Source organism: Mycobacterium bourgelatii (genome assembly GCF_010723575.1).
Taxonomy (GTDB): Bacteria; Actinomycetota; Actinomycetes; order Mycobacteriales; family Mycobacteriaceae; genus Mycobacterium; species Mycobacterium bourgelatii.
Map to the genome: position 1 here is coordinate 5,153,784 of NZ_BLKZ01000001.1, position 24,027 is coordinate 5,177,810.

At 65.8% G+C, this 24,027-nt stretch carries 22 protein-coding genes and 1 pseudogene; 8 read left to right on the forward strand and 15 right to left on the reverse strand.

The genetic code is table 11. The features are described from left to right. Positions 1-62: 62 nt before the first annotated feature. Positions 63-1,130 carry an alpha/beta hydrolase gene (locus G6N68_RS21915; RefSeq protein ID WP_163716865.1) on the reverse strand — a complete coding sequence of 356 codons (1,068 nt, stop codon included), beginning with the start codon at positions 1,128-1,130 and terminating at the stop codon, positions 63-65. A gap of 232 nt (positions 1,131-1,362) precedes the next feature. Here G6N68_RS21915 and G6N68_RS21920 point away from each other — a divergent pair, with 232 nt between their 5' ends. Both G6N68_RS21920 and G6N68_RS21925 read left to right on the forward strand, forming a co-directional pair. Further along, the gene (locus G6N68_RS21920; RefSeq protein WP_163716868.1) at positions 1,363-2,346 is read left to right on the forward strand and encodes an SGNH/GDSL hydrolase family protein; all 984 of its coding nucleotides are present in this window, start codon (positions 1,363-1,365) and stop codon (positions 2,344-2,346) included. Positions 2,347-2,416: 70 nt separating this feature from the next. Further along, positions 2,417-3,634, forward strand: coding sequence for an acetyl-CoA C-acetyltransferase (locus tag G6N68_RS21925; RefSeq protein ID WP_163716871.1), 1,218 nt, complete (start codon positions 2,417-2,419; stop codon positions 3,632-3,634). Between the two features lie 240 nt (positions 3,635-3,874). On the opposite strand, the gene G6N68_RS21930 is transcribed toward G6N68_RS21925, so the two are convergent. Continuing rightward, positions 3,875-4,720, reverse strand: coding sequence for a Bax inhibitor-1/YccA family protein (locus tag G6N68_RS21930; protein ID WP_163716872.1), 846 nt, complete (start codon positions 4,718-4,720; stop codon positions 3,875-3,877). 215 nt (positions 4,721-4,935) lie between these two features. On the opposite strand from G6N68_RS21930, the gene G6N68_RS21935 reads away from it, so the two are divergent. Next, positions 4,936-5,973: an enoyl-CoA hydratase/isomerase family protein gene (locus tag G6N68_RS21935; RefSeq protein ID WP_163718858.1), complete on the forward strand. Its 1,038-nt coding sequence runs from the start codon at positions 4,936-4,938 to the stop codon at positions 5,971-5,973. Between the two features lie 24 nt (positions 5,974-5,997). On the opposite strand, the pseudogene G6N68_RS21940 reads toward G6N68_RS21935, so the two are convergent. After that, positions 5,998-7,227: pseudogene (locus G6N68_RS21940) on the reverse strand (IS110 family RNA-guided transposase). Positions 7,228-7,587: 360 nt separating this feature from the next. Between G6N68_RS21940 and G6N68_RS21945 the strand changes: the two are divergent. Both G6N68_RS21945 and G6N68_RS21950 read left to right on the forward strand, forming a co-directional pair. Further along, positions 7,588-8,370, forward strand: a complete 783-nt coding sequence (locus G6N68_RS21945) for an enoyl-CoA hydratase (RefSeq protein WP_163716875.1) — start codon at positions 7,588-7,590, stop codon at positions 8,368-8,370. Continuing rightward, positions 8,367-10,136, forward strand: a complete 1,770-nt coding sequence (locus tag G6N68_RS21950; protein ID WP_163716878.1) for an alpha/beta hydrolase — start codon at positions 8,367-8,369, stop codon at positions 10,134-10,136. Before G6N68_RS21945 ends, G6N68_RS21950 begins: the two co-directional genes overlap by 4 nt. A 57-nt stretch (positions 10,137-10,193) precedes the next feature. On the opposite strand, the gene G6N68_RS21955 is transcribed toward G6N68_RS21950, so the two are convergent. Both G6N68_RS21955 and G6N68_RS21960 read right to left on the reverse strand, forming a co-directional pair. Continuing rightward, a complete protein-coding gene (locus tag G6N68_RS21955) occupies positions 10,194-10,574 on the reverse strand; it encodes a rhodanese-like domain-containing protein (RefSeq protein ID WP_163716881.1) in 381 nt (126 codons plus the stop codon). Beyond that, positions 10,574-11,143 (reverse strand): cysteine dioxygenase, encoded by a 570-nt coding sequence (locus tag G6N68_RS21960; protein WP_163716884.1) that lies wholly within the window; start codon positions 11,141-11,143, stop codon positions 10,574-10,576. Before G6N68_RS21960 ends, G6N68_RS21955 begins: the two co-directional genes overlap by 1 nt. A gap of 112 nt (positions 11,144-11,255) precedes the next feature. Here G6N68_RS21960 and G6N68_RS21965 point away from each other — a divergent pair, with 112 nt between their 5' ends. Further along, the gene (locus tag G6N68_RS21965; protein WP_240355557.1) at positions 11,256-11,690 is read left to right on the forward strand and encodes a lipoprotein LpqV; all 435 of its coding nucleotides are present in this window, start codon (positions 11,256-11,258) and stop codon (positions 11,688-11,690) included. An 81-nt stretch (positions 11,691-11,771) separates the two neighbouring features. Beyond that, the gene (locus G6N68_RS21970) at positions 11,772-12,860 is read left to right on the forward strand and encodes a patatin family protein (protein WP_163716887.1); all 1,089 of its coding nucleotides are present in this window, start codon (positions 11,772-11,774) and stop codon (positions 12,858-12,860) included. 11 nt (positions 12,861-12,871) lie between these two features. Here the strand turns inward: G6N68_RS21970 and G6N68_RS21975 are convergent, their stop codons facing one another. From G6N68_RS21975 to G6N68_RS22015, 9 genes are all read right to left on the reverse strand, one after another. Then, positions 12,872-13,729 (reverse strand): patatin-like phospholipase family protein, encoded by an 858-nt coding sequence (locus G6N68_RS21975; protein WP_163716890.1) that lies wholly within the window; start codon positions 13,727-13,729, stop codon positions 12,872-12,874. Then, on the reverse strand, positions 13,726-14,592 hold the full coding sequence (locus G6N68_RS21980; RefSeq protein ID WP_163716893.1) for a class II glutamine amidotransferase: 867 nt from the start codon (positions 14,590-14,592) through the stop codon (positions 13,726-13,728). Before G6N68_RS21980 ends, G6N68_RS21975 begins: the two co-directional genes overlap by 4 nt. A 22-nt stretch (positions 14,593-14,614) precedes the next feature. After that, the gene (locus G6N68_RS21985) at positions 14,615-15,088 is read right to left on the reverse strand and encodes an SRPBCC family protein (protein WP_163716896.1); all 474 of its coding nucleotides are present in this window, start codon (positions 15,086-15,088) and stop codon (positions 14,615-14,617) included. Positions 15,089-15,119: 31 nt separating this feature from the next. Then, complete coding sequence (locus G6N68_RS21990) at positions 15,120-16,184, reverse strand: NAD(P)H-dependent amine dehydrogenase family protein (RefSeq protein ID WP_163716899.1); 1,065 nt, start codon at positions 16,182-16,184, stop codon at positions 15,120-15,122. 97 nt (positions 16,185-16,281) lie between these two features. Beyond that, positions 16,282-17,919, reverse strand: coding sequence for a long-chain fatty acid--CoA ligase (locus G6N68_RS21995; RefSeq protein ID WP_163716903.1), 1,638 nt, complete (start codon positions 17,917-17,919; stop codon positions 16,282-16,284). Between the two features lie 119 nt (positions 17,920-18,038). After that, positions 18,039-19,238 (reverse strand): YncE family protein, encoded by a 1,200-nt coding sequence (locus G6N68_RS22000; protein WP_163716905.1) that lies wholly within the window; start codon positions 19,236-19,238, stop codon positions 18,039-18,041. Between the two features lie 728 nt (positions 19,239-19,966). Continuing rightward, positions 19,967-20,710: a DUF427 domain-containing protein gene (locus G6N68_RS22005; RefSeq protein ID WP_163716908.1), complete on the reverse strand. Its 744-nt coding sequence runs from the start codon at positions 20,708-20,710 to the stop codon at positions 19,967-19,969. A gap of 49 nt (positions 20,711-20,759) precedes the next feature. Next, the gene (locus tag G6N68_RS22010; RefSeq protein ID WP_163716911.1) at positions 20,760-21,032 is read right to left on the reverse strand and encodes a DUF6295 family protein; all 273 of its coding nucleotides are present in this window, start codon (positions 21,030-21,032) and stop codon (positions 20,760-20,762) included. Positions 21,033-21,044: 12 nt separating this feature from the next. Then, positions 21,045-21,800, reverse strand: a complete 756-nt coding sequence (locus G6N68_RS22015) for a dienelactone hydrolase family protein (RefSeq protein ID WP_163716914.1) — start codon at positions 21,798-21,800, stop codon at positions 21,045-21,047. A gap of 117 nt (positions 21,801-21,917) precedes the next feature. Here G6N68_RS22015 and G6N68_RS22020 point away from each other — a divergent pair, with 117 nt between their 5' ends. Next, positions 21,918-22,430 (forward strand): nitroreductase family deazaflavin-dependent oxidoreductase, encoded by a 513-nt coding sequence (locus tag G6N68_RS22020; protein WP_240355558.1) that lies wholly within the window; start codon positions 21,918-21,920, stop codon positions 22,428-22,430. On the opposite strand, the gene G6N68_RS22025 is transcribed toward G6N68_RS22020, so the two are convergent. After that, the gene (locus tag G6N68_RS22025) at positions 22,417-24,009 is read right to left on the reverse strand and encodes an esterase-like activity of phytase family protein (RefSeq protein WP_240355559.1); all 1,593 of its coding nucleotides are present in this window, start codon (positions 24,007-24,009) and stop codon (positions 22,417-22,419) included. The genes G6N68_RS22020 and G6N68_RS22025 overlap by 14 nt on opposite strands. Positions 24,010-24,027 lie beyond the last annotated feature (18 nt).

Consider the following 24,027-nt stretch of genomic DNA (forward strand, 5'->3'; position numbering starts at 1 on the left):
CAGGCGATTTCGGCCGGCGCGCAGCTGGGCACACCGGCGAGGGCCGTAGTTAGTCGGTGGCTCTAGTCCGTGGCTTCGCGGATGTACTCACCGATTTGCCGCAACGATCGGACCGCCTCGGGCAACAGCGGCCCGACGACCTGGAAGTCGTGAACCTGTCCCGGCCAAACGCGGACCTCGGCGGGCACACCGGCGGCCGCCAATTTGCCCGCGGCAAGCTGCGCGTCGTGCAGCAGTACCTCCGAGCCGGACACGTGGATCAGGGTTCGCGGCAGCCCGGCGCGGATGTGATCCAACGGCTCGTAAACCTCTTCCGGTTTGCCGTCCACCTGGTTCTTGGCGGCAGCGCTAGCAACCAAAACACCGAGGGCGTCGAAGGCCCGCGAGGGGAACATCGCGTCGGTCTTGATGTTGGGATGCGCCTGCTTTTCTTCCTTTGCTAGCTGCAGCAGTGGCGAGATCGCTACCAACGCCGCCGGCTCCTCGTTTTCGTCCAAAAGGCGCTGCGCGAGCGTGAGCGCTAGATAGCCGCCGGCGGAGTCGCCCGCGAGCACAATCTGCTCCGGCTGGTACCCCAGCAGCCGCAGCCAGCGGTAGCCGTCGTGGCAGTCTTCCAACGCCATCCCGATCGAGTGCTTGGGCATCAGCCGATAATTCACCACGAGAACGGGCGCGTCAGCAAACATCGACAGCAACTCGACCAGCCGACCGTGCGAGTTTGCTCCACAGGTCAGGAACGCGCCGCCGTGCAAGTAGAGAACCACCCGCCGGGTGCCGTCCGCGGGCAGCACGCCCTTGGCGCGAACCAGCTGCGCCGACGCGTTAGGCAACTTCACCGTGGCTCGGACGGTGCTGGATGCCGGCAAGAACACGCGCGCCGCATGGTCGATGAGCCCCCATGGCCAAGGCAGTTGGGGAACGTAGCTGCCAGCCGCCAGAACGGGCCGGATGGTCAATCGCGACGCCAACGCAGCTAAGCGCGCAGCAATGCCTGGACCAGATTCGACGACCTCAACAGGGGCGCCGTCGCTGATGGCAAACCTGCGTGTTTCGAGTCTACGTGCCTTCAGCACGTCGCGCGGGCGAATGGCTTCTCTAGGTGAGCCGGATACCTTTTTGGGTGCAGTCATGCCCAACACTTCCTACGCCGTTGTAGTCGGATACAGCATGCGGCGAAGAGGTCGGGCGTTCCGGCTTACCTGCTCTCCGAAGCCCCCAGCCAACCTCGCGAACTTAGCTTGACAGTCCTTTTCGCTTCCAACATTCGATGAGTCTGTTTCGATACCAACTTTGTTTCACACCGTAACGGGTTTCTTCGTCAGCTACCCACGAAATCGGCACAACCGTCCTAAACTTTTTCGCGTGGACATACATGCGCCGCGTCGTTCGACCGTCGCGCTGGCCACTGCGGGCGCACTCGCCTCGACGGGGACTGCCTATCTGGGCGCACGCAACCTGCTAGTGGGCCAGGCCACACACGTGCGCACGGTGATCCCGAAAGCATGGGGCACCCCACCCCGGGCCGACGGTGTCTACGGCCCCGGCGGCGAGCCCGCCCAGCGGTGGCGCCGGGGGGTTCCGTTCGACCTACACATAATGATGTTCGGCGACTCGACGGCGACGGGATACGGCTGCGCCAGCGCCGACGAAGTGCCGGGTGTGCTGCTCGCCCGCGGCATCGCCGACGAGACCGGAACGCGCGTCCGACTGAGCACCAAGGCGATCGTCGGCGCGACGTCGAGAGGCCTGTGCGGTCAGGTCGATGCGATGTTCGTGGCCGGCCCGCCCCCGGACGCGGCGGTCATCCTGGTGGGCGCCAACGACGTGACGGCACTGAACTCCATCGGGCCGTCGGCGCGACGGCTGGCCACTTGCGTGCGCAAGCTGCGCGCCCGGGACGCCGTGGTCGTCGTCGGCACGTGTCCGGATTTCGGGATGATCCCCGCCATCCCGCAGCCACTGCGCTCGGTGGCCCACCAGCGTTCCCTGCAACTTGCGCGCGCTCAGGCCAGTGCCGTCAAGTCGGCCGACGGTGCGGCGGTCCCGCTGGCGCAACTGCTGGCTCCGAAGTTTCGGGCGATGCCGGATGCGATGTTCTGTCGCGATCGCTACCACCCGTCGGCGCTCGGATACGCCCTCGCCGCCGAACACCTGCTGCCCGCGCTTCGGGTGGAGTTGGCCGAAAAGCGTGGTACGCCAATGCCGGAGTTGCCGGCCCGGCCCACCGCACCCACCCTCACCAGCGAGCACACGCGACGCAGTGTCATGTCCCGCCTGTGGCGGCGGCCCGCACCCGACCATGCGCCGGCGATGCCCACACCCGTCGCTGCTCCCACTAGCGGGTAGCGACTAGATTTATCTCGTCTAGTCATGGTCGGGCCGCGGTCTACGGCCTGCTTGCACGCGAGGAGCCGTCATGCCAGAAGCCGTCATCGTTTCCGCTGTCCGGTCGCCGATTGGCCGGGCCATGAAAGGGTCGCTGGTCAATATGCGTCCCGACGACCTGGCGGTCCAGATGGTTCGCGCCGCGCTCGACAAGGTGCCCGCGCTGAACCCGCACCACATCGACGACCTCATGTTGGGTTGTGGGCAGCCAGGTGGCGAGTCCGGGTTCAACCTGGCCCGCGTTGTGGCGGTGGAGTTGGGCTACGACTTCCTGCCTGGCACCACGGTCAACCGCTACTGCTCCTCGTCCCTGCAGACCAGCCGGATGGCCTTCCACGCCATCAAGGCCGGTGAGGGCGACGCGTTTATCTCCGCGGGCGTGGAGACGGTGTCCCGCTTCGGCAAGGGCACGGCCGACTCGTGGCCCGAGACCAAGAACCCCCTGTTCGACGAGGCGCAGGAGCGCACGACCAACGCGGCCGCGGGTGCCGAGGAATGGCATGACCCGCGCGCCGACGGCAACCTTCCCGACATCTACATCGCGATGGGGCAGACCGCTGAGAACGTCGCCCTGTTGACCGGCATCAGCCGTGAAGACCAGGACCACTGGGGCGTGCGCAGCCAGAACCGGGCCGAGGAGGCCATCAAGAACGGGTTCTTCGATCGCGAGATCACCCCGGTCACGTTGCCGGACGGGACCGTCGTCAGCACCGATGACGGCCCGCGGCCGGGCACCACTTACGACAAGATCAGGGACCTCAAGCCGGTGTTTCGGCCCAACGGAACGGTGACCGCCGGCAACGCGTGCCCGCTCAACGACGGCGCGGCCGCGTTGGTGATCACCAGCGACACCAAGGCCAAGGAGCTCGGCCTGACGCCGCTGGCCCGCATCGTGTCCACCGGCGTCAGCGGCCTGTCGCCCGAAATCATGGGGTTGGGGCCGATCGAGGCCACCAAGAAGGCGCTGGCCAACGCCGGCCTCTCGGTCAACGACATCGACCTCTTCGAGATCAACGAGGCGTTCGCGGTGCAGGTGCTCGGCTCGGCCCGCGAGCTGGGCATTGACGAGGACAAGCTGAATGTCTCGGGCGGGGCGATCGCCCTTGGTCACCCGTTCGGCATGACCGGGGCCCGCATCGCCACCACGCTGATCAACAATCTGCAGACCCACGACAAGACGTTTGGTCTCGAGACCATGTGTGTGGGTGGCGGCCAGGGCATGGCGATGGTGTTCGAGCGCCTGAGCTAGCTTCTTCTTGCGTTGAGACTGCGCGTAGGGCGGAGAAGTGCGAGTAACCACCGCCAAAAGCGCAGACTCAACGCGATGCGCCCCACCCGCCGAGTTGAGACTGCAGATTTGGCGGCAAAGTTCGAGAGAACACCGCCAACAGCGCAGCATCAACGCGGGTTGAGGGTCGAGTGGCGCCCACACCCAGCGTCAACACGAAAAAGCCGGCACCCCGGGGTGCCGGCTTTTTCGTGGAGCAAGTTAATCGTTCTGCAGATAACTCAACAGGCGCAGGATCTCCATGTACAGCCAGACCAGCGTCACGGTCAGACCCAGGGCGACGCCCCAGGCTGCCTTGTCCGGCGCACCTGCGCGGATCATCTGGTCGGCCGCGTCGAAGTCGATCAGGAAGCTGAAGGCAGCGATCGCGATGCAGACCAGCGAGAAGATGATGCCGATCAGTCCCGCACTACGCAGGCCCAGCCCCTCACCATTGCCGAAGTGGAACATCGCGAGCAACCAGTTGCCGAGCATCAGCACGACCACGCCGATCAGCGCGGCGGTAAGCATGCGAGTAAACCTGGGTGTGACGCGGATGGCGCCCGTCTTGTAGACGACGAGCATGCCGAAGAACACGCCCAGAGTGCCCAGGATGGCCTCCCCGATCAGGGCGCCGGCATTGGCCGAACCCACCGAGAAATTGGCCAGGACAAACGAGAAGGCGCCCAGCAGCAACCCCTCGAGCGCGGCGTAGGTAAGCACGATCGCCGGGTTGTCCTGCTTGCGCGCGAAAATTGCGACCATGACCAGCGCGAACCCGCCAAGACCGCCGATCAGGGCGAGCGGGTACCCGAGTGCCGGGTTCAACCGCGTCAGGACATACGAAATGACGGCGGTAGCCGTCAGTACAGCCAATGTGATGCCGGTCTTGGTGACGACATCGTCAATGGTCATCGGCCGTGATACGCGAGCACGACCCTCCTGGTAAGGCGCGTAGCCCGCCGCCGGGTAGCCCGGCTGCATCTGTGCCGTGCCTGCGCCGAATTGCGCATAGCCGCCCTGCTGCTTGGGCAGCGAGCGAAATACCGGGTTGCTTGTCTCCCGCACCGTCGGATCCTCTCTTATGGCCATCGCTTAGAGATGTGCGAACAATTGCACAACGGTCAGTGGCTCGTCCAGGTTCCCAGCCTCATGGTCCGTTCTCGATCAACCCTAGCCCCGCGGACATCGCGGAGCGAGTAACGATCTAGATTGCTGGTCAAACTCATGCGCAGGTAAAGGCGGAATCCGTCGAGGGGAGCTAGGGCGTGACTGAAGCCGGGATTACTGGGGAGTCCGACGAGGTGCTCACCCGAGTCGACGGCGACGTCGGCTTTGTGACCCTCAATCGCCCCAAGGCGATCAACTCGCTGAACCAGAACATGGTGGACCTGCTCAGCACCGTGCTCATCCGTTGGGAGCGCGACGACGCGGTGCGCGCGGTCGTGGTCTCGGGCGCCGGGGAGCGCGGGTTGTGCGCCGGCGGCGACGTGGTCGCGCTCTACCACAGCGCCCGCAAGGACGGCGTCGAAGCGCGACGGTTCTGGCGCGACGAGTACCTGCTCGATGCCCAGGTCGGTCGGTTCGCCAAGCCGTATGTGGCGCTGATGGACGGCATCGTGATGGGCGGCGGCGTCGGCATCAGCGCACACGCCAACACCCGGGTGGTGACCGACACCGCCAAGGTCGCCATGCCCGAGGTCGGCATCGGGTTCATCCCCGACGTCGGCGGGACGTACCTACTGTCCCGGGCCCCCGGCAAGCTGGGCCTGCACGCGGCCTTGACCGGTGCGCCGTTCAACGGCGCCGACGCCATCGCCCTGGGATTCGCCGACCACTACGTGCCGCACAGCGATCTGGACGCGTTCAAGGCCTCGATTGCCGCCGTCGGCGTGGAAACCGCGCTGGCCCGCCACGCCATCGAACCACCACCGAGTGAGCTTGCGGCACAACGCGAATGGATTGACGAGTGCTATTCGCAAGACACCGTGCAGGACATCATCACCGCGCTGAAGAATCACAGCGCCAAGGCGGCCAACGACGCCGCCGACCTGATCGCGACCCGTTCCCCCATCGCGTTGTCGGTGACGCTCGAGGCCGTGCGTCGCGCGGCCAAGCTGGAAACGCTGGAAGATGTTCTGGTACAGGACTATCGGGTGTCATCGGCATCGCTGCGCTCGCACGACTTCGTCGAGGGGATTCGCGCCCAACTGGTCGACAAGGACCGCAATCCGAAATGGTCGCCGGCATCACTCGCCGACGTCACCGTCGCCGACGTCGCGGACTACTTCAAACCGGTCGATGACGACCTGACGTTCTAGAGAGACATCTCACGAAGTTAGAAGTCAAGCCGCGAGTGTGAGAGGGGGTGGAAACGCCTGATGTTCGTTGTACCGTTGGCCAGTTTGCAGGCAGTGGTGGAGTTGGCCGAGGAACTTGTTGAACAGGTGTCGTTGGGCTTGGCGGTTCCAGTCTCCTGCGGCGCGGCGGGCATCGAAGTGGCGACGGGCACCCGGGGAACCGCGCAACGATGCCAACGCCCAGATCGAGCCGACCGCGGCCAGGCGCCGGTTTTTGATATGCCGATGTGTCACAACGGTTTTCTTTCCGCTGGCGCGGGTGATAGGGGCCGATCCAGCGAAGGCTTTCAACCCGCGGGCATCAGCGAAGCGGGCGCGGTCGTCGCCGATCTCGGCGAGCACCCGGGCGCCAGTCAGATTCCCCAGGCCAGGAAGCTGGTGATGATCGCGGCGTCCGGGTGCTGTTCAAAATGGGCGATCGCCGCCTCGGCCAGGTCATCGCCGGCCGCGCTCGCGGCCTCGAACTGGCGCAGCAGCGCGGCCAGCTGGATGCCCATCGCGTTTTCCACCATGGGTGGTTGGTGCAGGTAGGTGTCGGTGAACACGCTGCGCAGCCGCTCGACGTCACGGTCGAGGTCACGGCGGCGGCGGCTTTGACCAGCAACCGGCGCAGCCGCGCCGGGGTCAGTTTTGCAGCCTGCGTGGGGGTTGGCGCGGCCGCCAGGATGGTGCGCGCGTCGGCGCGGGCCAGCCCTCCGCTGGGCAGGTCTGCGAAGGCCGCCAGCGCGGCCGGGTAGAAGTCTTTGAGCAGATCGCGGATCTGGTTGCCGATCTGCTGACGTGCCCACACGGCGTCCTGCTGGGCGCGCGCCAGTACCCGGATAGCCTGGGTCAGCTCGGTGTCGAGGGGCAGCCGGCGGTGGGCGTCGGGGTCGGTGCGGATGATGTTGGCCAACAGCACTGCGTCGGTGGCATCGGATTTGGCGCCCGAGAGTGCATACCGCGCCCGATACCGCGAGGCCGCCAACGGATTGATCGGATATATCGCCCGGCCGGTTTCGCGCAACGCGCCTACCCACAGCCCGCGGTCGGTTTCGATCCCCACCGGGATCGGATGCTCGGCGCTGTCGCCGACCTCGGCCAACAGGGTCAACAACTGTGCAAAGCCGCCGCGTCGTTATCGACCCTCCCGCGGGCCACCACGCGACCGTCGGCGTCTACCACGGCGACATCGTGATGCGATGTGGCCCAGTCGATTCCGCAAAAAAGTTCCAAATTACCGCTCCTTCGATCACTCAACCGGTCACGAGCCTTGATGGGGTCACGCGGCGCCCTAATCGCAGGACTCGAAGGTCCGTCATCTCACTAGCCGTCCGTGACTCCAGCACACCACAGGGCCTCGTTCTTTCGAAGAGCTCGAAGCTCGGGATCGTTAGCCGGGAGGTCGACCCTGTGGCGGGCTCGAGCAACGGCATCCCACCACCGAAAGCCATGATCTGCCGTCAGGCGCGCCGCTCTCTCATAAGGCGTCATACGCCGGGAGCTCCCAGGCATCACCCAACGGCAGACCACACAGGAATGGCCCTGGCCTACACGACCAGTAACCAACCCCTACTAAACGATTAGGGAGCCCCCATGGCCGACAACACTTACGAGACAATTCTGGTCGAGCGCGAGGAGCGGGTCGGCATCATCACGCTGAACCGACCGAAGGCACTCAACGCGCTCAACAGCCAGGTGATGGACGAAGTCACCACTGCGGCAACCGAATTGGACAACGATCCCGGGATCGGCGCGATCATCATCACCGGGTCGGAGAAGGCGTTCGCCGCCGGCGCCGACATCAAGGAAATGGCCGAACTGTCGTTCGCCGACGCGTTCGAAGCAGACTTCTTCGCGCCCTGGGCCAAACTCGCCGCCGTACGCACCCCGACGATCGCCGCGGTGGCCGGATACGCCCTGGGCGGTGGCTGCGAGCTGGCGATGATGTGCGACCTGCTGATCGCCGCCGACACCGCGAAATTCGGCCAACCGGAGATCAAACTCGGCGTGCTGCCCGGCATGGGTGGCTCCCAGCGTCTGACCCGCGCCATCGGCAAGGCCAAGGCCATGGACCTGATCTTGACGGGACGCACCATCGACGCCGCGGAAGCCGAACGCAGCGGCCTCGTCTCGCGGGTGGTGCCCGCCGAAGACTTACTGTCCGAGGCCAAGGGCGTCGCCACCACCATTTCGCAGATGTCGCGCTCGGCCTCCCGCATGGCGAAAGAGGCCGTCAACCGCGCCTTCGAATCGACCCTCACCGAAGGGTTGCTCTACGAGAGACGGCTTTTCCATTCGACGTTCGCCACGGCTGATCAGTCCGAAGGCATGGCTGCGTTCATCGAAAAACGTCCCCCGAACTTCACCTACCGATGACCGAGAAAGGCTCCGCGACCACCAAGGAGCCTGTCGCCGACGCTGAGGAATCCCCGGTTGCCGAGGTCGCCTCGGATGCCAACGAGGCCGTCCGCAAAGCCTTCTGGATAAGGCATTACACCTTCACCGGGACCGCCGTCGGTCTCGTCTTCATCTGGCTGTCCCTCACGCCGTCGCTGCTGCCTCGGGGCCCGCTTTTCCAGGGCGTGGTCAGCGGCTGCTCCGGCGCCATCGGCTACGCCATCGGCGTCTTCGTCGTCTGGCTGATCCGCTGGTTGCGTTCAAAGAACACCACTCCGCCGCCCCCGCGGTGGGTGTGGCTGCCCCTGGTCGCCGTCGGCGCGATCGGCCTGGTCTTCATGGGCATCCAATTCCACGTCTGGCAAGACCGGGTGCGCGACATGATGGGCGTCGAGCACCTGAAGTGGTACGACTACCCGCTCACCGGAATCCTTTCGCTCGTCGTGCTTTTCACGCTCGTGGAAGTCGGCCAGTTCATCCGTCTGGTGGTCGCTTTCCTGGTGGCACAGGTGGACCGAATCGCACCCTTCCGCGTGTCGGCGGCCATCGTGGTGGCGACGCTGGTAGCACTGACCATCACGCTGCTCAACGGTGTGGTGCTCAAATTCGCGATGCGGTCCATGAACAACACGTTCGAATCGGTCAACAGTGAGATGGATCCGGACCACGCGCCGCCGAGGACGGCGAGGCGATCGGGCGGCCCAGGATCATTGGTGTCCTGGGAGTCGTTGGGCCACCAGGGTCGGATCTTCGTCGGGGCCGGACCGTCGCGCAAACAACTCTCCGACTTCAACGGGACCCCAGCCACCGAACCCATCCGGGCCTACGCGGGGTTGAACTCCGCGCACGGGATCGACGCGGCCGCCGAGCTTGCCGCGCGCGAACTGCAGCGCGCCGGCGGTCTACAACGCGCGATCGTCGCGGTGGCCACCACCACCGGAACCGGGTGGATCAACGAGGCCGAAGCCTCGGCGCTGGAGTACATGTACAACGGCAACACCGCCATCGTCAGCATGCAGTACTCGTTCCTGCCCAGCTGGTTGTCGTTCCTGGTCGACAAGGAGAACGCGCGGCATGCCGGCCAGGCGTTGTTCGAGGCGGTCGACAAGCTGATTCGGCAGATGCCCGAATTCAAACGCCCGAAGCTCGTGGTGTTCGGCGAGAGCCTGGGGTCTTTCGGCGCCGAGGCCCCGTTCATGAGCCTCAACAACGTCTTGGCCCGCACCGACGGCGCCTTGTTCAGCGGGCCGACCTTCAACAACACGATCTGGACCCAGCTCACCAGCAACCGCGATCCCGGCTCACCGCAATGGCTGCCCATCTATGACGACGGACGCAATGTCCGGTTCGTCGCGCGTCCGGAAAATCTGGACCGGCCCGACGCCGAATGGCACCGACCCCGGGTCGTGTACCTGCAGCACGCCTCCGACCCGATCGCCTGGTGGACACCGAACCTGCTGTTCAAGGAACCCGAATGGCTGAAGGAACCGCGCGGCTATGACGTGCTGCCCGAGACGTACTGGATTCCCGTCGTGACCTTCTTGCAGGTATCTGCCGACATGGCGGTGGCCGTCGACGTGCCGGACGGACATGGCCACCGGTACGTCGCGAATGTCGCCGACGGCTGGGCGGCGGTGCTGTCCCCGCCGGGCTGGACGCCTGAGAAAACGGAGCGGCTGCGGCCGTTGCTGCAGGCCAACGCGAAGCCGCTCGGACCAGCGGGCGACCAGGACAGCGGTCAATAGAACGTTGATGGTGCACAGAGCCAGGGCTTGACAAAGCCGGCGGGCTGGTGGTCGGGCCTAGCTCAACTCAGCAAGCACGCCCGCGGCCACCAGAGCGTGATAGCCACCGACCACGTCGGTCGCGCGATGCAGGCCCAGGTCCAACAGCGCCGCGGCGGCCAGGCTGGAGGTGTAGCCCTCCGAACACAGGATCACCCACTCGACGTCGTCGCCGACGGCCTGCGGCAGCCGCGCGTCGCTGGTGGGGTCGCAGCGCCATTCCAGCACGTTGCGTTCGATGACCAACGCGCCGGGCACCTCGCCCTCGGCCGCGCGCTGGGCCTGCGGCCGGATGTCCACCAGCACCGCGCCACGCCGCAGCGCCTCGGGCACCTGGTCTGCGGGCAACCGTTGGTATCGGCTCCGCGCAGCCTCCAGCACCTGGTCGATCCGGCTCATCAGGGCCCTTCGGGCTGGTCGGTCAACTCGGTGCGCTGGCGGCGCAACGTGTTCCGCCCGGTGACCTCGTAGTACGACATGACGGTCAGCGGCGGCGAGTAGGCGTGCACGCTCAGGGTCGGTTGGACGGTTCGTGCGGGCTTGCGGGTGGCCACCGACTCCTCGATCGGCCGGGGCGCCCACACCACGTCATGCACCCAGCCCAGCGGAAAACCGGCCTGGTCGCCCGCATCGAGGCGGCGCCGCCGCAATCGCCGGCCATCCCAGCGGTATTCGGTGAGCGACCCGGACAGCACCGTCAGCGCCCCGAGCGACCCGCCATGATCGTGCAACTCGGTGGCCTTACCCGGCACCCAGCTGATCAGCCAGATGTCCAACTCGTCGTCGCCGTGGATGCGGGTGAACCAGCGCTTGTATTCCGGCAGGCCGTCCCGCGGCAGCAGGTGGTCGCACCGCCCGCTGAGCACATCGTCGGCGGCTTGATCGGTCGCGAGCAGCAGATCGGGCACGCGCAACCGCGTGGGTCCCGACGCTGGGGAGGCATAGGGAGGGGCAAACGGCATAGCCATGAAGAGCTCCGGAGGATGAAACGGTTAGGGCAAGCGGCGGCGTCAGGGCCGACAACACTCCCAAAAGCCGGAGCACTCCATCACGCCAAGAAGTGTTGCATAGATTAGGACCGTGCATTGGTTGCCTGGCCGCCCTCCGCGCTGGGCGCTGCTGGTTGTGGCGGCGGGTCTGACGGCCGTGGCGGCCTGTTCGCACAGCGACGGCGGCGACAAGCCGACGCACTCATCCCCCCGGCCGTCGACATCCACCAGTTCGCCACCGCCGGGCGCCATCGGGATCTCCCCGGGCGGGGTCACGACCAAGGTCGACGCACCAGCCGAGTCGACCGAGGAAGAGTATTTCCAGGCCTGCCATGCCGCGAAGGTGTGGATGGAAACGCAAGCGGGCACTGGGCAGTCAATGATCGAGCCGTACCTGGCCATGGTTCAGGCCTCCGAGTCCGGAGTTGCGGGGACCTGGAACATCCCCTGGGCCAACCTCAGCCCGGCACGACAGGCAGCGGTGATCGTGGCTGCCGAAGCCGCCGCCGACAACGGATGCGGATAGCCGCCGCGCAATTGCGATCAGGGGTGCACAAAACTGTCGACCGAATCGGCGGAAGGTCGACTACCCGCGCAGAATGAAGTGGTGTCTGGACCTACACCGCCGCGCGGCCGCGGATCATCCGGTAATCGCGTCGCGCTGGCGTTAGGCAGCGGCGGCGCCCGCGGCTACGCCCACATCGGGGTGATTCAGGTCCTCCAGGAGCGCGGCTACGAAATCGTGGGCATCGCCGGCTCGTCGATGGGCGCGGTCGTCGGCGGCGTTCAGGCGGCTGGCCGACTGGACGAGCTGGCCGATTGGGCGACGTCCCTGACCCAGCGCACCATCCTGCGACTGCTCGACCCCACCATCACCGCGGCGGGCGTGCTGCGCGCGGAGAAGATCCTGGACGCCGTGCGCGACATCGTGGGACCGGTGACCATCGAGGAGCTGCCCATCCCGTACACCGCAGTGGCGACGGACCTGCTGACGGGCAAGTCGGTGTGGTTCCAGCGTGGTCCGCTGGACGACGCCATCCGAGCGTCCATCGCGATACCGGGAGTGATCGCCCCGCACGAAACGGACGGACGCCTGCTCGCCGACGGCGGCATCCTGGAACCCCTGCCCATGGCGCCCATCGCCGGCGTCAGCGCCGACCTGACCATCGCGGTGAGCCTCGGCGGCAGTGAGACGCCCGGAAGTCGCGAAGTGGAGCAGGGCGCCACCGCCGAGTGGCTGACCCGCATGGTCCGCAGCACCTCTGCCCTGTTCGACGCCAACGCCGCACGGTCGCTCTTGGACCGGCCCGCGGCAAGGGCGGTGTTGAGTCGCTTCGGCGCGACCACCGAAACGCTGAACGGGTCGGAAGACACCGACGACGGCGACGAGATTGTCGACGAGGCCTCCGCCGCGACGGGCCCCGAGGAGCCCGGGCTGCCCAAGTTGGGCAGCTTCGAGGTGATGAACCGCACCATCGATATCGCGCAAAGCGCCCTGGCACGTCACACGCTGGCGGCCTACCCCGCCGACCTGCTGATCGAGGTGCCGCGCTCGACCTGTCGAAGCCTGGAGTTCCATCGCGCGGCGGAGGTGATCGAAATCGGTCGCGAGCTGGCTACCCGCGCCCTGGACACGTTGTCCGACTGTGTGTCGGACGGTCCCGACTCTCCCGTCATACCCGCCATCGAGGCTTGAGCTACCAGCCGTCAGACACCCAACACCTGTGCCACGGCCGCCGCTTCTCGGCGGCCCTGGGCGCGCCCGGCCATCGCTGACGGCACCCGACAGCGCGGATCCAGCGGATTCCGCCCGAACGCCGCCAACGCGTCGTCGTCGGCGAAGATGGCGTACGCCGTGCCGTCGAACGCCGCGATCTCACCGGCCGGCCCGGGCCCGAAGGGCGAGGGTGCGTCCACGCCGGACGGCACCAGGACCACCGCCACGTCGCAATCGTCGGCCACGCTCAGGTTGACCGAACTACGCACGCCGCCGTCCATGTAGCGCCGGTCCCCGATGGTCACCGGTGGCCACGCCCCAGGCACGGCGCAACTGGCCGCCACCGCGTCGACCAACTCAACCCCAGAGTTCTGGTCAAAGACGACCAATTCTCCCGTCGCGGTGTCGATCGCGGTGAGTCGCAGCACGCGGTCGGGCCACTCGTACGACGGCAGGCGCTGCGCGATCACTTCGCGCCGCACGGATTCGGGAACGGTCTCGGTCGCCAAGGCCACCTGGCCGATTTTGGCCAGCCGACCCGCAAGGCCGCCCTCGTTCGGCCCGGAAAGCGCGGCCAGGAACAGTTCGGTGATCTTGTCGATGTCGACACCCGGGTCGATCTCGGCCGACGTCTCGGCGACCTGCCTGGCGAACAGCTCCTCCAGCGGGCGCCCGCTGCCGATCTGGGCGCCTACGGCCGAGCCGGCCGATGTGCCGACCACCACATCCGACTCCAGCAGCAACCGCGCGGTCGCCGGCGACTCGTCGGCGATACCGCACAACACCCCTGTCTCCCAAGCGATTCCGGCAAGACCACCACCGGCCAGCACCAGCGCTCGCAGGCTCATCGCACCGACGTGTGCTGGGCGTGCAGCACGGGCTCGCTGAGATCGGTTTTGCGCAGCTGATGCCGCGGTGGGTCAGGCAACACCAAGGTCCGGGTCATCCGCAGCGACGAGTCGACGTGCACCAACTCGCCCGGAGCGATCAGGCTCCAGCGGGGGTCGTCGTCCATGGGTTCGGTCGCGAATATCACCGACGGCCGATCGCTCAAATGCTCACACCACGCGCGGATGCGCTGCGACCGCAGATCGAAATCGGGCGCGCCGCCCAGGCGACGATCCAGCACGTAGAGCTTGTTGGGTTCCGGATAGCGCAGCGCCCACATGTCGGTGGCGGTGCTCAGCACGATGTTGGCCGCGTAAACGGGGACGTTTGCCGCCACCCAGGTCATCGCGTCGACCAGACCTGCCGTCTCGTCACCTCCGTGAGCGCGGATCGAGGCGGTGATCAACGCGAAGATTCGTTCGGAATCGGTTTGGCCCAGAACGAGATCCGAGGCACCGACTGCACGCAGCCGTTCGTCGATGGTGTCCAGACCTTCGACTACGCCGTTGTGCGCGAAGATTCGCCCGTCCTGCAAGAACGGATGGGTGTTGTGGACGTCGAGCGACCCGGTCGTCGCGTACCGCACGTGAGCGACAAACGTTGTGCCGGTGAGGTGATGGGCTTCGGCGGCAAAGTCCATGTCCTGCCACGCCGCGATGGGCTCTTTGTGCAGCTGCGGTCGGCCGTGTTCGTCGAAAACCCCCAGACCCGTGCCGTCGGGATTTCGCCTGCTTTGCTCGGCGAGGCTGTCGGGGGCGTCCAACAGCCAAAACGTGGCCGTGACCACGTTCGTCCCGGCGTGCAGGCCAAAAAGTCGACACATGGTCCCGACGGTACCGAAGGGCTCAGTCCACGAGTTGGGCGGAAAGGTTCTCGAGGACTCCGCGCGCGTAGCCTTTCCAGATCTTCCCGAACCCGGGCAGCAGTAGGGCGGCCACCGCTGACTTCGGGTAGATGGTCCATTGCCAAGTCACCCCGGTTCCGGTGCCGGCGGGCGCGAAGCTCCATTTGCCGTCGACGGAGCCGATCAGCGCCGCCATGGGTCCTTTGATGTCGGAGAGCCGGTAGCCGAACGACCGCGGGGGGTCGACACTGGTCAGTTCCTCCCGCAGGCTGCCGCCACCCACCATGGTGATGAGCCGGGTCTGGCCCGCGGCATCCCAGTCACCCGTCTGCTCAAGAACGTCCTTGATCGGCGGGATCGGCCCATACCAGTTCGAGCAGATCACCGGCAGCGGTATGGCCAGTGTGCGGCGAAATGCATCCTCGACGGTGACGGGTATTGCTCGCGACTGTGCGACGACGACAGAGCTAGGCATTACCAGACTGTAACCGTCCAGCGGGTTGCCGTCAGCGGCTCAAGTGTGGGGCGGCCCGGCCGGTGATGAGCGGCAGATCGAAGAAGCTCTGAATACCCGCCGGCGCCGCGCAGGTTGCCGGGACGGCGTTGACGCAGTGCGCAGCCGTGGCGACGATGCCGGGATTGCTCTCCAGCCCTTCTTGCACGCTTTCGGGCTGCCAGCCCTTGATGGTGACGGAGGTGCTCGGGTTTCCGCGCACCTCGATCTCGTACCGCTCCCCAGCCGGACCGAAAGACCAAGGGGGGTCGAGGTTTTCCTCCCCCATCAACCAGTTGACGGTGATCTCGACGACCACCGTGTCCCCGACCAGCGCCTGCCAGTGGAAGCGGCGCCCGGCGACCTGACCGGGTTCGATCACCCCGATCGGCGAGTCGATCGGCGCGGTCGCGACGGCCACTTCTTGCAGCGGCCGGATCTCGGGCTCGGCGGCGAAGCCCAATTGGTCGACGCAGAGCCGAACGGACTGGATGAAGCCGCCGTTGAGCAATTTCTGCATCGGCCCCGTCAATGCGCTGTCGGGGGTGCCGCCGAAGCCCATGACGTAGCGCAGCACATCCGGCGCTCCGTAGGTCCTGAGATCTGAAAACTCCTCGGCGCGAACGAAAGTCACTCCCGTCGACATCACCGACAGCAGCAGGGGAAACAGTTCGGTGGCCGCCCCTGGGCCGATGCCGGCACCGTGCAGCGTCGTGTTGCCGGCCTGGGCGGCAATTTCCAGTGGTGCGGCCTCTTTCTCGCTCGGGTAGAACCACCCGAGCGGGGTGACGACGTTCTTCCCGGAACGCAGCAGCGCGGCGACCTCGTCGACGCTGGGCATCAGCGGCGCATAGATGACCGCGTCGGCGTCTAGGCCCAGGATGTCGTCGATGCTGTTGGTCGCGGTTACGCCCAGCGGCGGCGTGCCGGCGATCTCGCCGACGTCTTTGCCGTTCTTGGCCTCGGAATGCACCCAACAGCCGACGAGTTCGAGTTCGGGATGCTCCAGTACCCCCTTGATTGCGGCCACGCCGACCGACCCGGTTGCCCATTGCACGACTCGCAGACTCATGGTCACCTTTTTACTCGCGAGTACTCGCGAGCAGACACAAACTTGTACGTTGCGGGCCGAAACCGTACGAGTTTGCGTCTGCTCGCGGGTGGCTCGCGGGTGGTTAGTGCGCCTCGATGACGTCGTAGCCACCGTCGGCGTAGTGAGACCGGATGGTCTTCTTGTCGTATTTGCCGACGCTGGTGCGCGGGATCTTGTCGGTGAATGCCCACCGTTCGGGCAACCACCACCGAACTACCCTGTCCGTGAGGAACTTTCGCAGTTCGCCGGCACTGATCGTGGCGCCTTCCCGCGGCACGACGACGGCCAGGGGGCGCTCCTGCCAGCGCTCGTCGGGAACCCCGACCACTGCGGCCTCGACCACGTCGGGATGTGCGATCAGGTTGTTCTCCAAGTCGACCGAGGAGATCCATTCCCCACCGGACTTGATGACGTCTTTGGACCGGTCGGTCAAGGTGACGAAGCCGTATTCGTCGATGCGGCCGACGTCGCCGGTGCGCAACCAGCCCGAGTCGAACTTGGACGCGTCGTATCCGCGGTAGTACGAGCCGGTGATCCAGGGTCCGCGAACCTCCAGCTCACCCACGGCCTCGCCGTCATTGGGCAGCACCTTGCCGTCGTCGTCGACGATGCGGACCTCCACGCCGCAGACCGGCTGACCCTGCGTCCCGCGGAATGCCCAGTGCTGGTCGTCCGGGGTCCCGGGCGGCGGCCAGGCCATGGTCGCCAGCGGGGAGGTTTCCGTCATGCCCCACAACTGCCGAATCTGCACGGAGTGCTTTTCCTCGAAGGCTTGCATCAGCGACACCGGGACGGCCGAACCGCCGCAGACGACCATGCGCAACGACGACATGTCGTGGCCGGGGTCCCTTTCCAGCTGATGCAACACGTCGTTCCAGATGGTCGGCACCGCACCGGCCACCGTCGGCCGCAGCGTCTCCACCATCTGAATGATCGACTTGGCGTCCAGGTGCCGATCGGGAAGCACCAGGTCCGCCCCCGCCATCAACGCCGCATACGGCAGCCCCCACGCGTTTGCGTGAAACATCGGCACGACGGGCAGTACTCGGTCGCTGTTGCCAACCCCGACGCCGTTGGCGGTACACGCCGCCATGGTGTGCAAATAGCTCGAACGGTGGCTGTAGACAACACCTTTGGGATTGCCGGTGGTGCCGCTGGTGTAGCACATGGCGGCGGCCGACTTCTCGTCGATATCCGGCCAATCGAAGTCGGTGGGCTGGCCATCGATCACCTCGGCGTAGCGCAGCACCGTCTTGCCGGACCCCTGCAGCGCCTCCACCGCCGAATCGTCGCCCTCGCCCACCGCGATCAGGGTGTGCACGGTCTCTAGTTCGGGCAGCACCGGCGCGAGCAGTTTGCACAGCGACAGGTCCACCAGGATCACCTGGTCCTCGGCCTCGTTGGCGACGTAGGCGATCTGCTCCGGGAAGAGCCGGATGTTGAGCGTGTGCAAGACCGCCCCCATGGAAGGAACGGCGAGATACACCGTGAGGTGCTCGGTGTTGTTCCACATGAACGTGCCGACTCGCTGGTCGCCCGTTATGCCGAGACCGCGCAACGCGTTTGCCAGCTGCGCGGCCTGCTGACCCACCTCGCGGTAGGTGCTGTAGCGGTATCCGTCACCGGTGTCGGTGATGACTTGACGTGCTCCGTGAACGCCGCATCCGTGGCGCATGATCGCGGTGATTGTCAGGGGGAAATCCTGCATCGTGCCGTACATCGACGTACCGCCTTACGGGTCTCGGCGCAGCACCGCCTCGTCTCCAGTCGGGCGAATGCTATCGCCGCGGGAACTCATGGTGCAGGGGTTCCCCCGAGAAGCACGTTCAACACCGCGCGTCAGGCCAGCGCCGGCTCACGCTCGAACAGCTCGGGCAGCAGCCAGTCGACGGACGTGTTGGCTTCCAGAGCCTGCTGCTCGACGGGCATTTCTTGCCGCTGACCAACCAATGCCCTGGTGACCCTGCCGTCGTAGTCGGCGACGTAGAGGTACTTGCCGTCCGGGCTTTCCACTACGCACGACGGCTGGCGGGTCTTGAAGGTGCCGATGACGTCCTGCGTGTCGGCGTTGAGCATCGTGACGCGATCCTCGCTGACCAGATAGACGCGGTCCGCGTTGCCGCTGACGCTGACCTGGGTGACCAGGCCACCGATCTCGCCGAGCTTGCGGGTGGCGGTGACTTTGTTGGTCTTCGTGTCGATGACGTCGACGACCGTGCCGAAGTCGACGCCGCAACTGGCGACGTAAACCGTTGCGCCGTCGGGGCCCAACGCGACGTCACGGATGGCCGCACCGATGTCGATGGTCGCCAGCACATGCAAGCCGGGCTGGGTTTCCTTCTTGGCGTTCTTGGCGCCCTTCGCTGCCGACTTGGTGCCCTTCTTGCGCCACCCGGAGCGCCCGCGGCTCGGGGCCTCGGGCTGGCTGTGGGTACCGACAACGACCACCTGACCGCCGGACGGGCCGTTGACCCCGACGTACAGCCGGCTTCCGTCCGGACTGACGCGCACGCATTCGGTGACGGTGCCGGGCGCTGTCGCGATGTCGACGACCTCGATGCGGTCCGTCGTGGTGTTCAGCACAGCGATGTCCGCACCGCGGGCGCCGTTGCGACTGGCGTACACGTACTTGCCGTCCTGGCTCACGGCCAGATCGGTGAGGCTCAAGGCCAGCGGATGAGACTCGACGACGGTGTTGGTGGCGGTGTCGATAACAGTGATCGCGTCATATGACGGGGAGACCGTGCTGACGTAGGCGCGGTCGGTGTTCGCACCGCCCATGGCGATGGCGAACGGTTCGTCGATGCCGGCGAGAGTCGCGGTGACCCGGCAGGTGTCGGTGTTGATCACCGAAACGCTGTGGTCGCGGTAGTTGGTCACCAGCAGTTGGCCGCCGTCGGGGGTTATCCCGATAGCGCTGATCGGACCGTTCTTGACGGGGATTTCGACAGCGAGGGGGTTGCCAGGTGACGAGTCGAAGTCCGCGAGCTGGATGTTCTTGCTGGCCTGCGCGACCTTACGGCCTTTCATCGCGCTCATGCTGGCACCGCCTTTGCTGTTGTCGAACCTCCACGCGGGGCGACGGGCTTCGCGACTACTTTGTGCGGCCTGTCGGCCCGGGGTTACCGGTTTTACGTTTACGGCACCTCGATTAGCGCCGTAATTAATCGCATTGAACACCATTCTAGCTCGCGAAATTCCCCCGAAAAGAATTCAATTCGCGACTTTGTAACCCAGGTCACTCAGACGACTCAGGTTGCACTCAGGTAGCGATTTTCTACCAGTCTAGCAGAAATATGTAGGCAAACTAATCTTATGGCCTGAACAGGGTTGTTGACTCACGTGGCTACCTGATGAGTTGGCCTGACTCTAAGTCGTTGGATAAGAGACTCTTAAGTTCCCGAATCGGGGGAGGCATATATCACACGCTGCCTGCCCGTTCGTGTCGCATTTCGTTATTTCGACGCACCCGCGCTGCGATCAAGTCGACCCCCGACTGGCTTTCTCTGCGTCTTACCCCCACCGAACGTCACGCTGGCGCGACGGCCGCCGCCGACGGCCCTTTCTCCCGCCGAACGTCACGCTGGCGCGACGGCCGCCGCCGAACGTCACGCCAGCGCAACCGTCGCCGCCGACGGCCCCTTCTCCCGCCGAACGTCACGCCAGCGCAACCGTCGCCGCCGACGGCCCTTTCCCCCGTCGAGCGTCACGCTGGCGCGACAGCCGTCGCCGAGCGTCACGCCAGCGCGACGCTCGACGAGCCCGCCCTAGGTGAAATGAGTCCGGGGCCGCGCCAAGGCAACGCCGTCGACGATCATGTCGACCTTTTCGTTGTAGAACGCCACCAAACCGGCGATCGGGGCTACTGCCGGGAGTGGGTAGTGGTACGTCCACGCCAGATCGGAATGCAGGGTTTCGCCCGCCCGCGCCGACCAGTAACCCGATGTCGTCCCCTTGTAAGGACACAGCGTCTGGGTGGTACTCGACTCTAGGTGCTCAAAGGAGACATCCGTCGGGTCGATGTAATACCTGGTGGGCAAACCGGTTTCAAAGAGCAGCACCGGAGACCGGGTGTCAGCCAGGACAACACCATCGAGTTCTACCCGGACGTGCCGGTGCGAGCGCAGCGCATCGACTCGCGTATACGGGCTCCGCGGATGGCCGTAGATCTCCTCGTCTTCTTCGAACCAACGCAACGCATCCCAGTTGAATCGCACGGTCCCCGCCACCGGACCGGCGCCGTCGGCATCGAACACCCGCGCCGCCGACGGATGCGTCTGACCGGCGCCGACCAGGGCATGCAACCTGGAGGGGCCGAATTGCACCTGCTGCGAATGGTTTTCATCACGCAGAAACTCGGCACGAACGTCGGCCAGCGGGATGTAGTACTGCGGGTAATACGGGATTTCCCATACGTAGCGCGCCGCGGTGGTGTCGAAGACGAGTTCATGGCCGAGGTAACCGCGAACCCGCCGCGGCGCCGGCTCGATTCGCCCTCGCGCGGCGGCCATTTCGGGATAATCCCGGCCTACAGAATCATTGCTCACGGCGGCCACGGCCCTACTGGTTCTTGGACGCAAGGCCGGCTGGGGCGTGCGAGATCGCAGCCCGAATCGCGTCGGCCAGGGCCAGCGCACTCGCCTCGGTGAGTTCGAGGGCCACTCGTGCGGACGGGCCCAGCTCCGGGTTGATCACATCGATATTGACGGTATGCGCGTATGGCGCATGGACTGGATGGTCGACGTACACCGTTGCGCGGCTGGCGCCGAACCACCCCGTTGCACCCTTCCCGCTGCCGTCGATCTCTACTTGTTCGGTCAGATACGTGCACATGTGTTGGGAGACCTAGCCTTTCAGGTGAGTAGCGAAGAACGCCTCGATACGACGCCAGCCGTCGACCGCCGCCTCCGGCCGGTACGACGGGCGGTCGACGGAGAAGAACGCGTGGCCCGCCCCGTCGTAGGTGTGAAATTCGTGCGGCTTGCCCAGCCTGGTCAGTTCGGCGTCTAGAGTCGCCACCCCCTCAGGCGTCGGAAACCGGTCCTCGGCCCCGAACAGTCCCAGCAACGGGCAGCTCAAATTCGCCGCCAGCCCCAGGATCGGCTTCATCGTCTTGGGCATGCCCTCCGGCGCATCTTCGACGATGAACGCGCCATAGCAGTCCACCGCGGCATGGAACTCCAGCGAGCACGCTGCGAGGAAGGCGTGCCGCCCACCCGAACAGTGGCCTATGACACCGAACTTCCCGTTCGCACCGGGCAGTGAGCGCAGGTGGTCGACGGCGCCGGCGACGTCGCCGACCAACCGCTCATCGGGCACGCCGCCAGCCGCGCGTGATGCCGCCGCCGCGTCGTCGGGCGCCGCGCCTGGCGCTTCGCGGGAATACAAGTTCGGCGCCAGCGTGTGATACCCGCTGACCGCCAGGCGCCGCACGAACTCCTTGGTTTCGCGGTCATAGCCGGGCATGTGGTGGATCCAAACGATTGCACCGCGGGATCCTTCGGCCAGTGGCATGGCCCGGTAGGCCTCGATCTCGTCGCCGCCATGGCCGGTGATGGTGACCGCCTCCGCTTGAATTGCATCTGCACTGAACGAATTCACGGGTCCCAGCTTGCCACTCAATACAGTCGAGTCGGCGGGCAGCGATGGCGACGGCACGCCACCGGGTGACCCCGACGGACGCTCCCATCTCGCCGCGCTCGCTAGTACTGTCTAGCCGTGCCATTTCGTCGGCAAAGCCGCATTCGCGGCCGGCGGCTGCGATTAACCGAGGCGCTGATCGAGCGCTTCGTCATGTCGCCGGTGGGCATGCAATTCCTGCTCCACATCGCCCCACCGCTGGATAAGGCGGTGATCCCCCGAACGAAGGGCCGGTTGAGCTCGGCCGGCATCGACAAGGTCGGTTTGGTGACGACGACGGGCGCCAAATCCGGTCAGCCGCGCACACATCCGCTGGCGCTGATCGAACACGGCGACGGGCTGCTGGCCATCGGCTCCAACTACGGTCGTCCCCACCACCCCGCGTGGAGTGCCAACCTGTTGGCGCACCCCGAATGCACGGTCGAATTCAAGGGTCCTCCCAAGCGGCACCGCGCCGAGTTGCTCAGCGGTGACGAACGCGCCGCGGCATGGGCCGACGCCGTGGACTTCTACGCCGGGTACGAAAACTACCGCGTCAACTGCGCGCCACGGGAAATCAGGATCTTCCGCCTGCGACCTAGCCAACCTTGATCGGAACCGTCAGCGATTCCGTCGTCGCGGGAAGTTGGTTGGTGTCGACCGACAGGATCTCCCCACTGTCCTGACTCCCATTGGGGAGCTTCTTGGGCTTGAGCCGCATGGGCGGCGTATCCGAAGCCAAGCCTGCCAACCCGAAATCGCTGTCGTTGGCCAGTATTAACGTGCTTCCGCCGTCCGGAGTGATGAGGCCTTCGATCTTGTCGTGCCCAAAGAAGTCGCCTTTGGGCGACAGCGAACGCAGTAGCGCACCCAGATCAAGTTTCAGGAGTTTGTTTGCGACGGTGATCCCCACTGACCGGAGTTTGGCGACGGCCTGTGCGTCGGTGCTTTCCCCGACGAAGGTCTCGATCGGGACATTGTTGACGAGTAGCCCGCCCGCCTCCGCGTTGTAGGACGCGCCGGGCAGCTTCGATTGCGGTCCCACATCGGTGGCATGCGCGATGTCGGTCTTGTAGATCTTCTTGTCGCCGTCGGGTGCCGTCTTGCTGTCCCGCTCGACGATCAGAAAGGTCGTCGCGCTGAGTGCGGTGATATCCGATACCCCGACGTTCGACTGCTGCGGATTGGCGAGCGGGTACAGGTACTCGTGCACATCCTCGTGGTGGATGAGATCCATCGTCACGATGCGGGTGACGGGGACGGCCTTGGCCGAGCCCTGCAGTCCCGGCGTCTGGATCGCGGACTGCATGATGCCCACCAGCGTGGTGCCGTCGGGCGTCACCGTCAGACCCTCAAGCCCCCGGTTCGGCACCCGCAGCGACAGCTCTCGCGGCAGAGTTCCATCGAACGGCGAAAGACGTTCCAGCTCTCTGCCATTGCCGTCGAAATGAATGATGTACGGGCCGTATTCGTCGGACACCCAGAAGGAACCATCGGGCCTCGCGGCCAGGCCCTCGGGGTCGATGCCGTAATCGGAATTTGGCAGCGGATTCCCGTTGAGATCGACCAACGTCTCGCCCTCGTTGGCATGCGCATTGACCAGTCCGACCAGAGGTGAGCCGTCCGGCCCCTGCAGCGTGATCGTCCGCTGCACCGTCGCGACGCCGTCGGAAAGTTTGAGCCGAACGATCTGTGGGTGGTACTCGGGTACCGGAGCCACCTTCTCGTTGGGCGCACGCCCGTCGACATTGGGTCCGCGGTCGGTCAGGCCGTAGATCTCGTCGGGGCTGCCCGGCACCGCAGAGATCGCCGACCCGTGTGCGCTCGCGCCGACGGTAACCCCGCCGAGCGTGACCAGCGGAAGGGTGTCCTCGGCGTAGAGCTTGACCGCGCGGCTGACCGTGACGGGAAGTTCATCGGTGCCGGTGAAGCCGGCGTCGGGGGTGTAGACCATCACACCGTTGGCGCCGTAGGTGATCTTGCCGTGTGCGGGCTTGCCGAACGCCACCGGCGTGATGCCCCTGGTGGCGACCAGCATCCGGTCCGGCGTGATGTCGAGCGGCTTGCCCGCCTCCGTCCGGAACTCCACCTTGTCCGGGCGCACCGTCGGGACCGGTGCGGCGTGCGACGCGCAGGACGCAACCGCCAGCAGGGCCGTTGCCGCAGCGGCCAACCATCTCGTGTTAGGCACCATGCACATACTTAACCA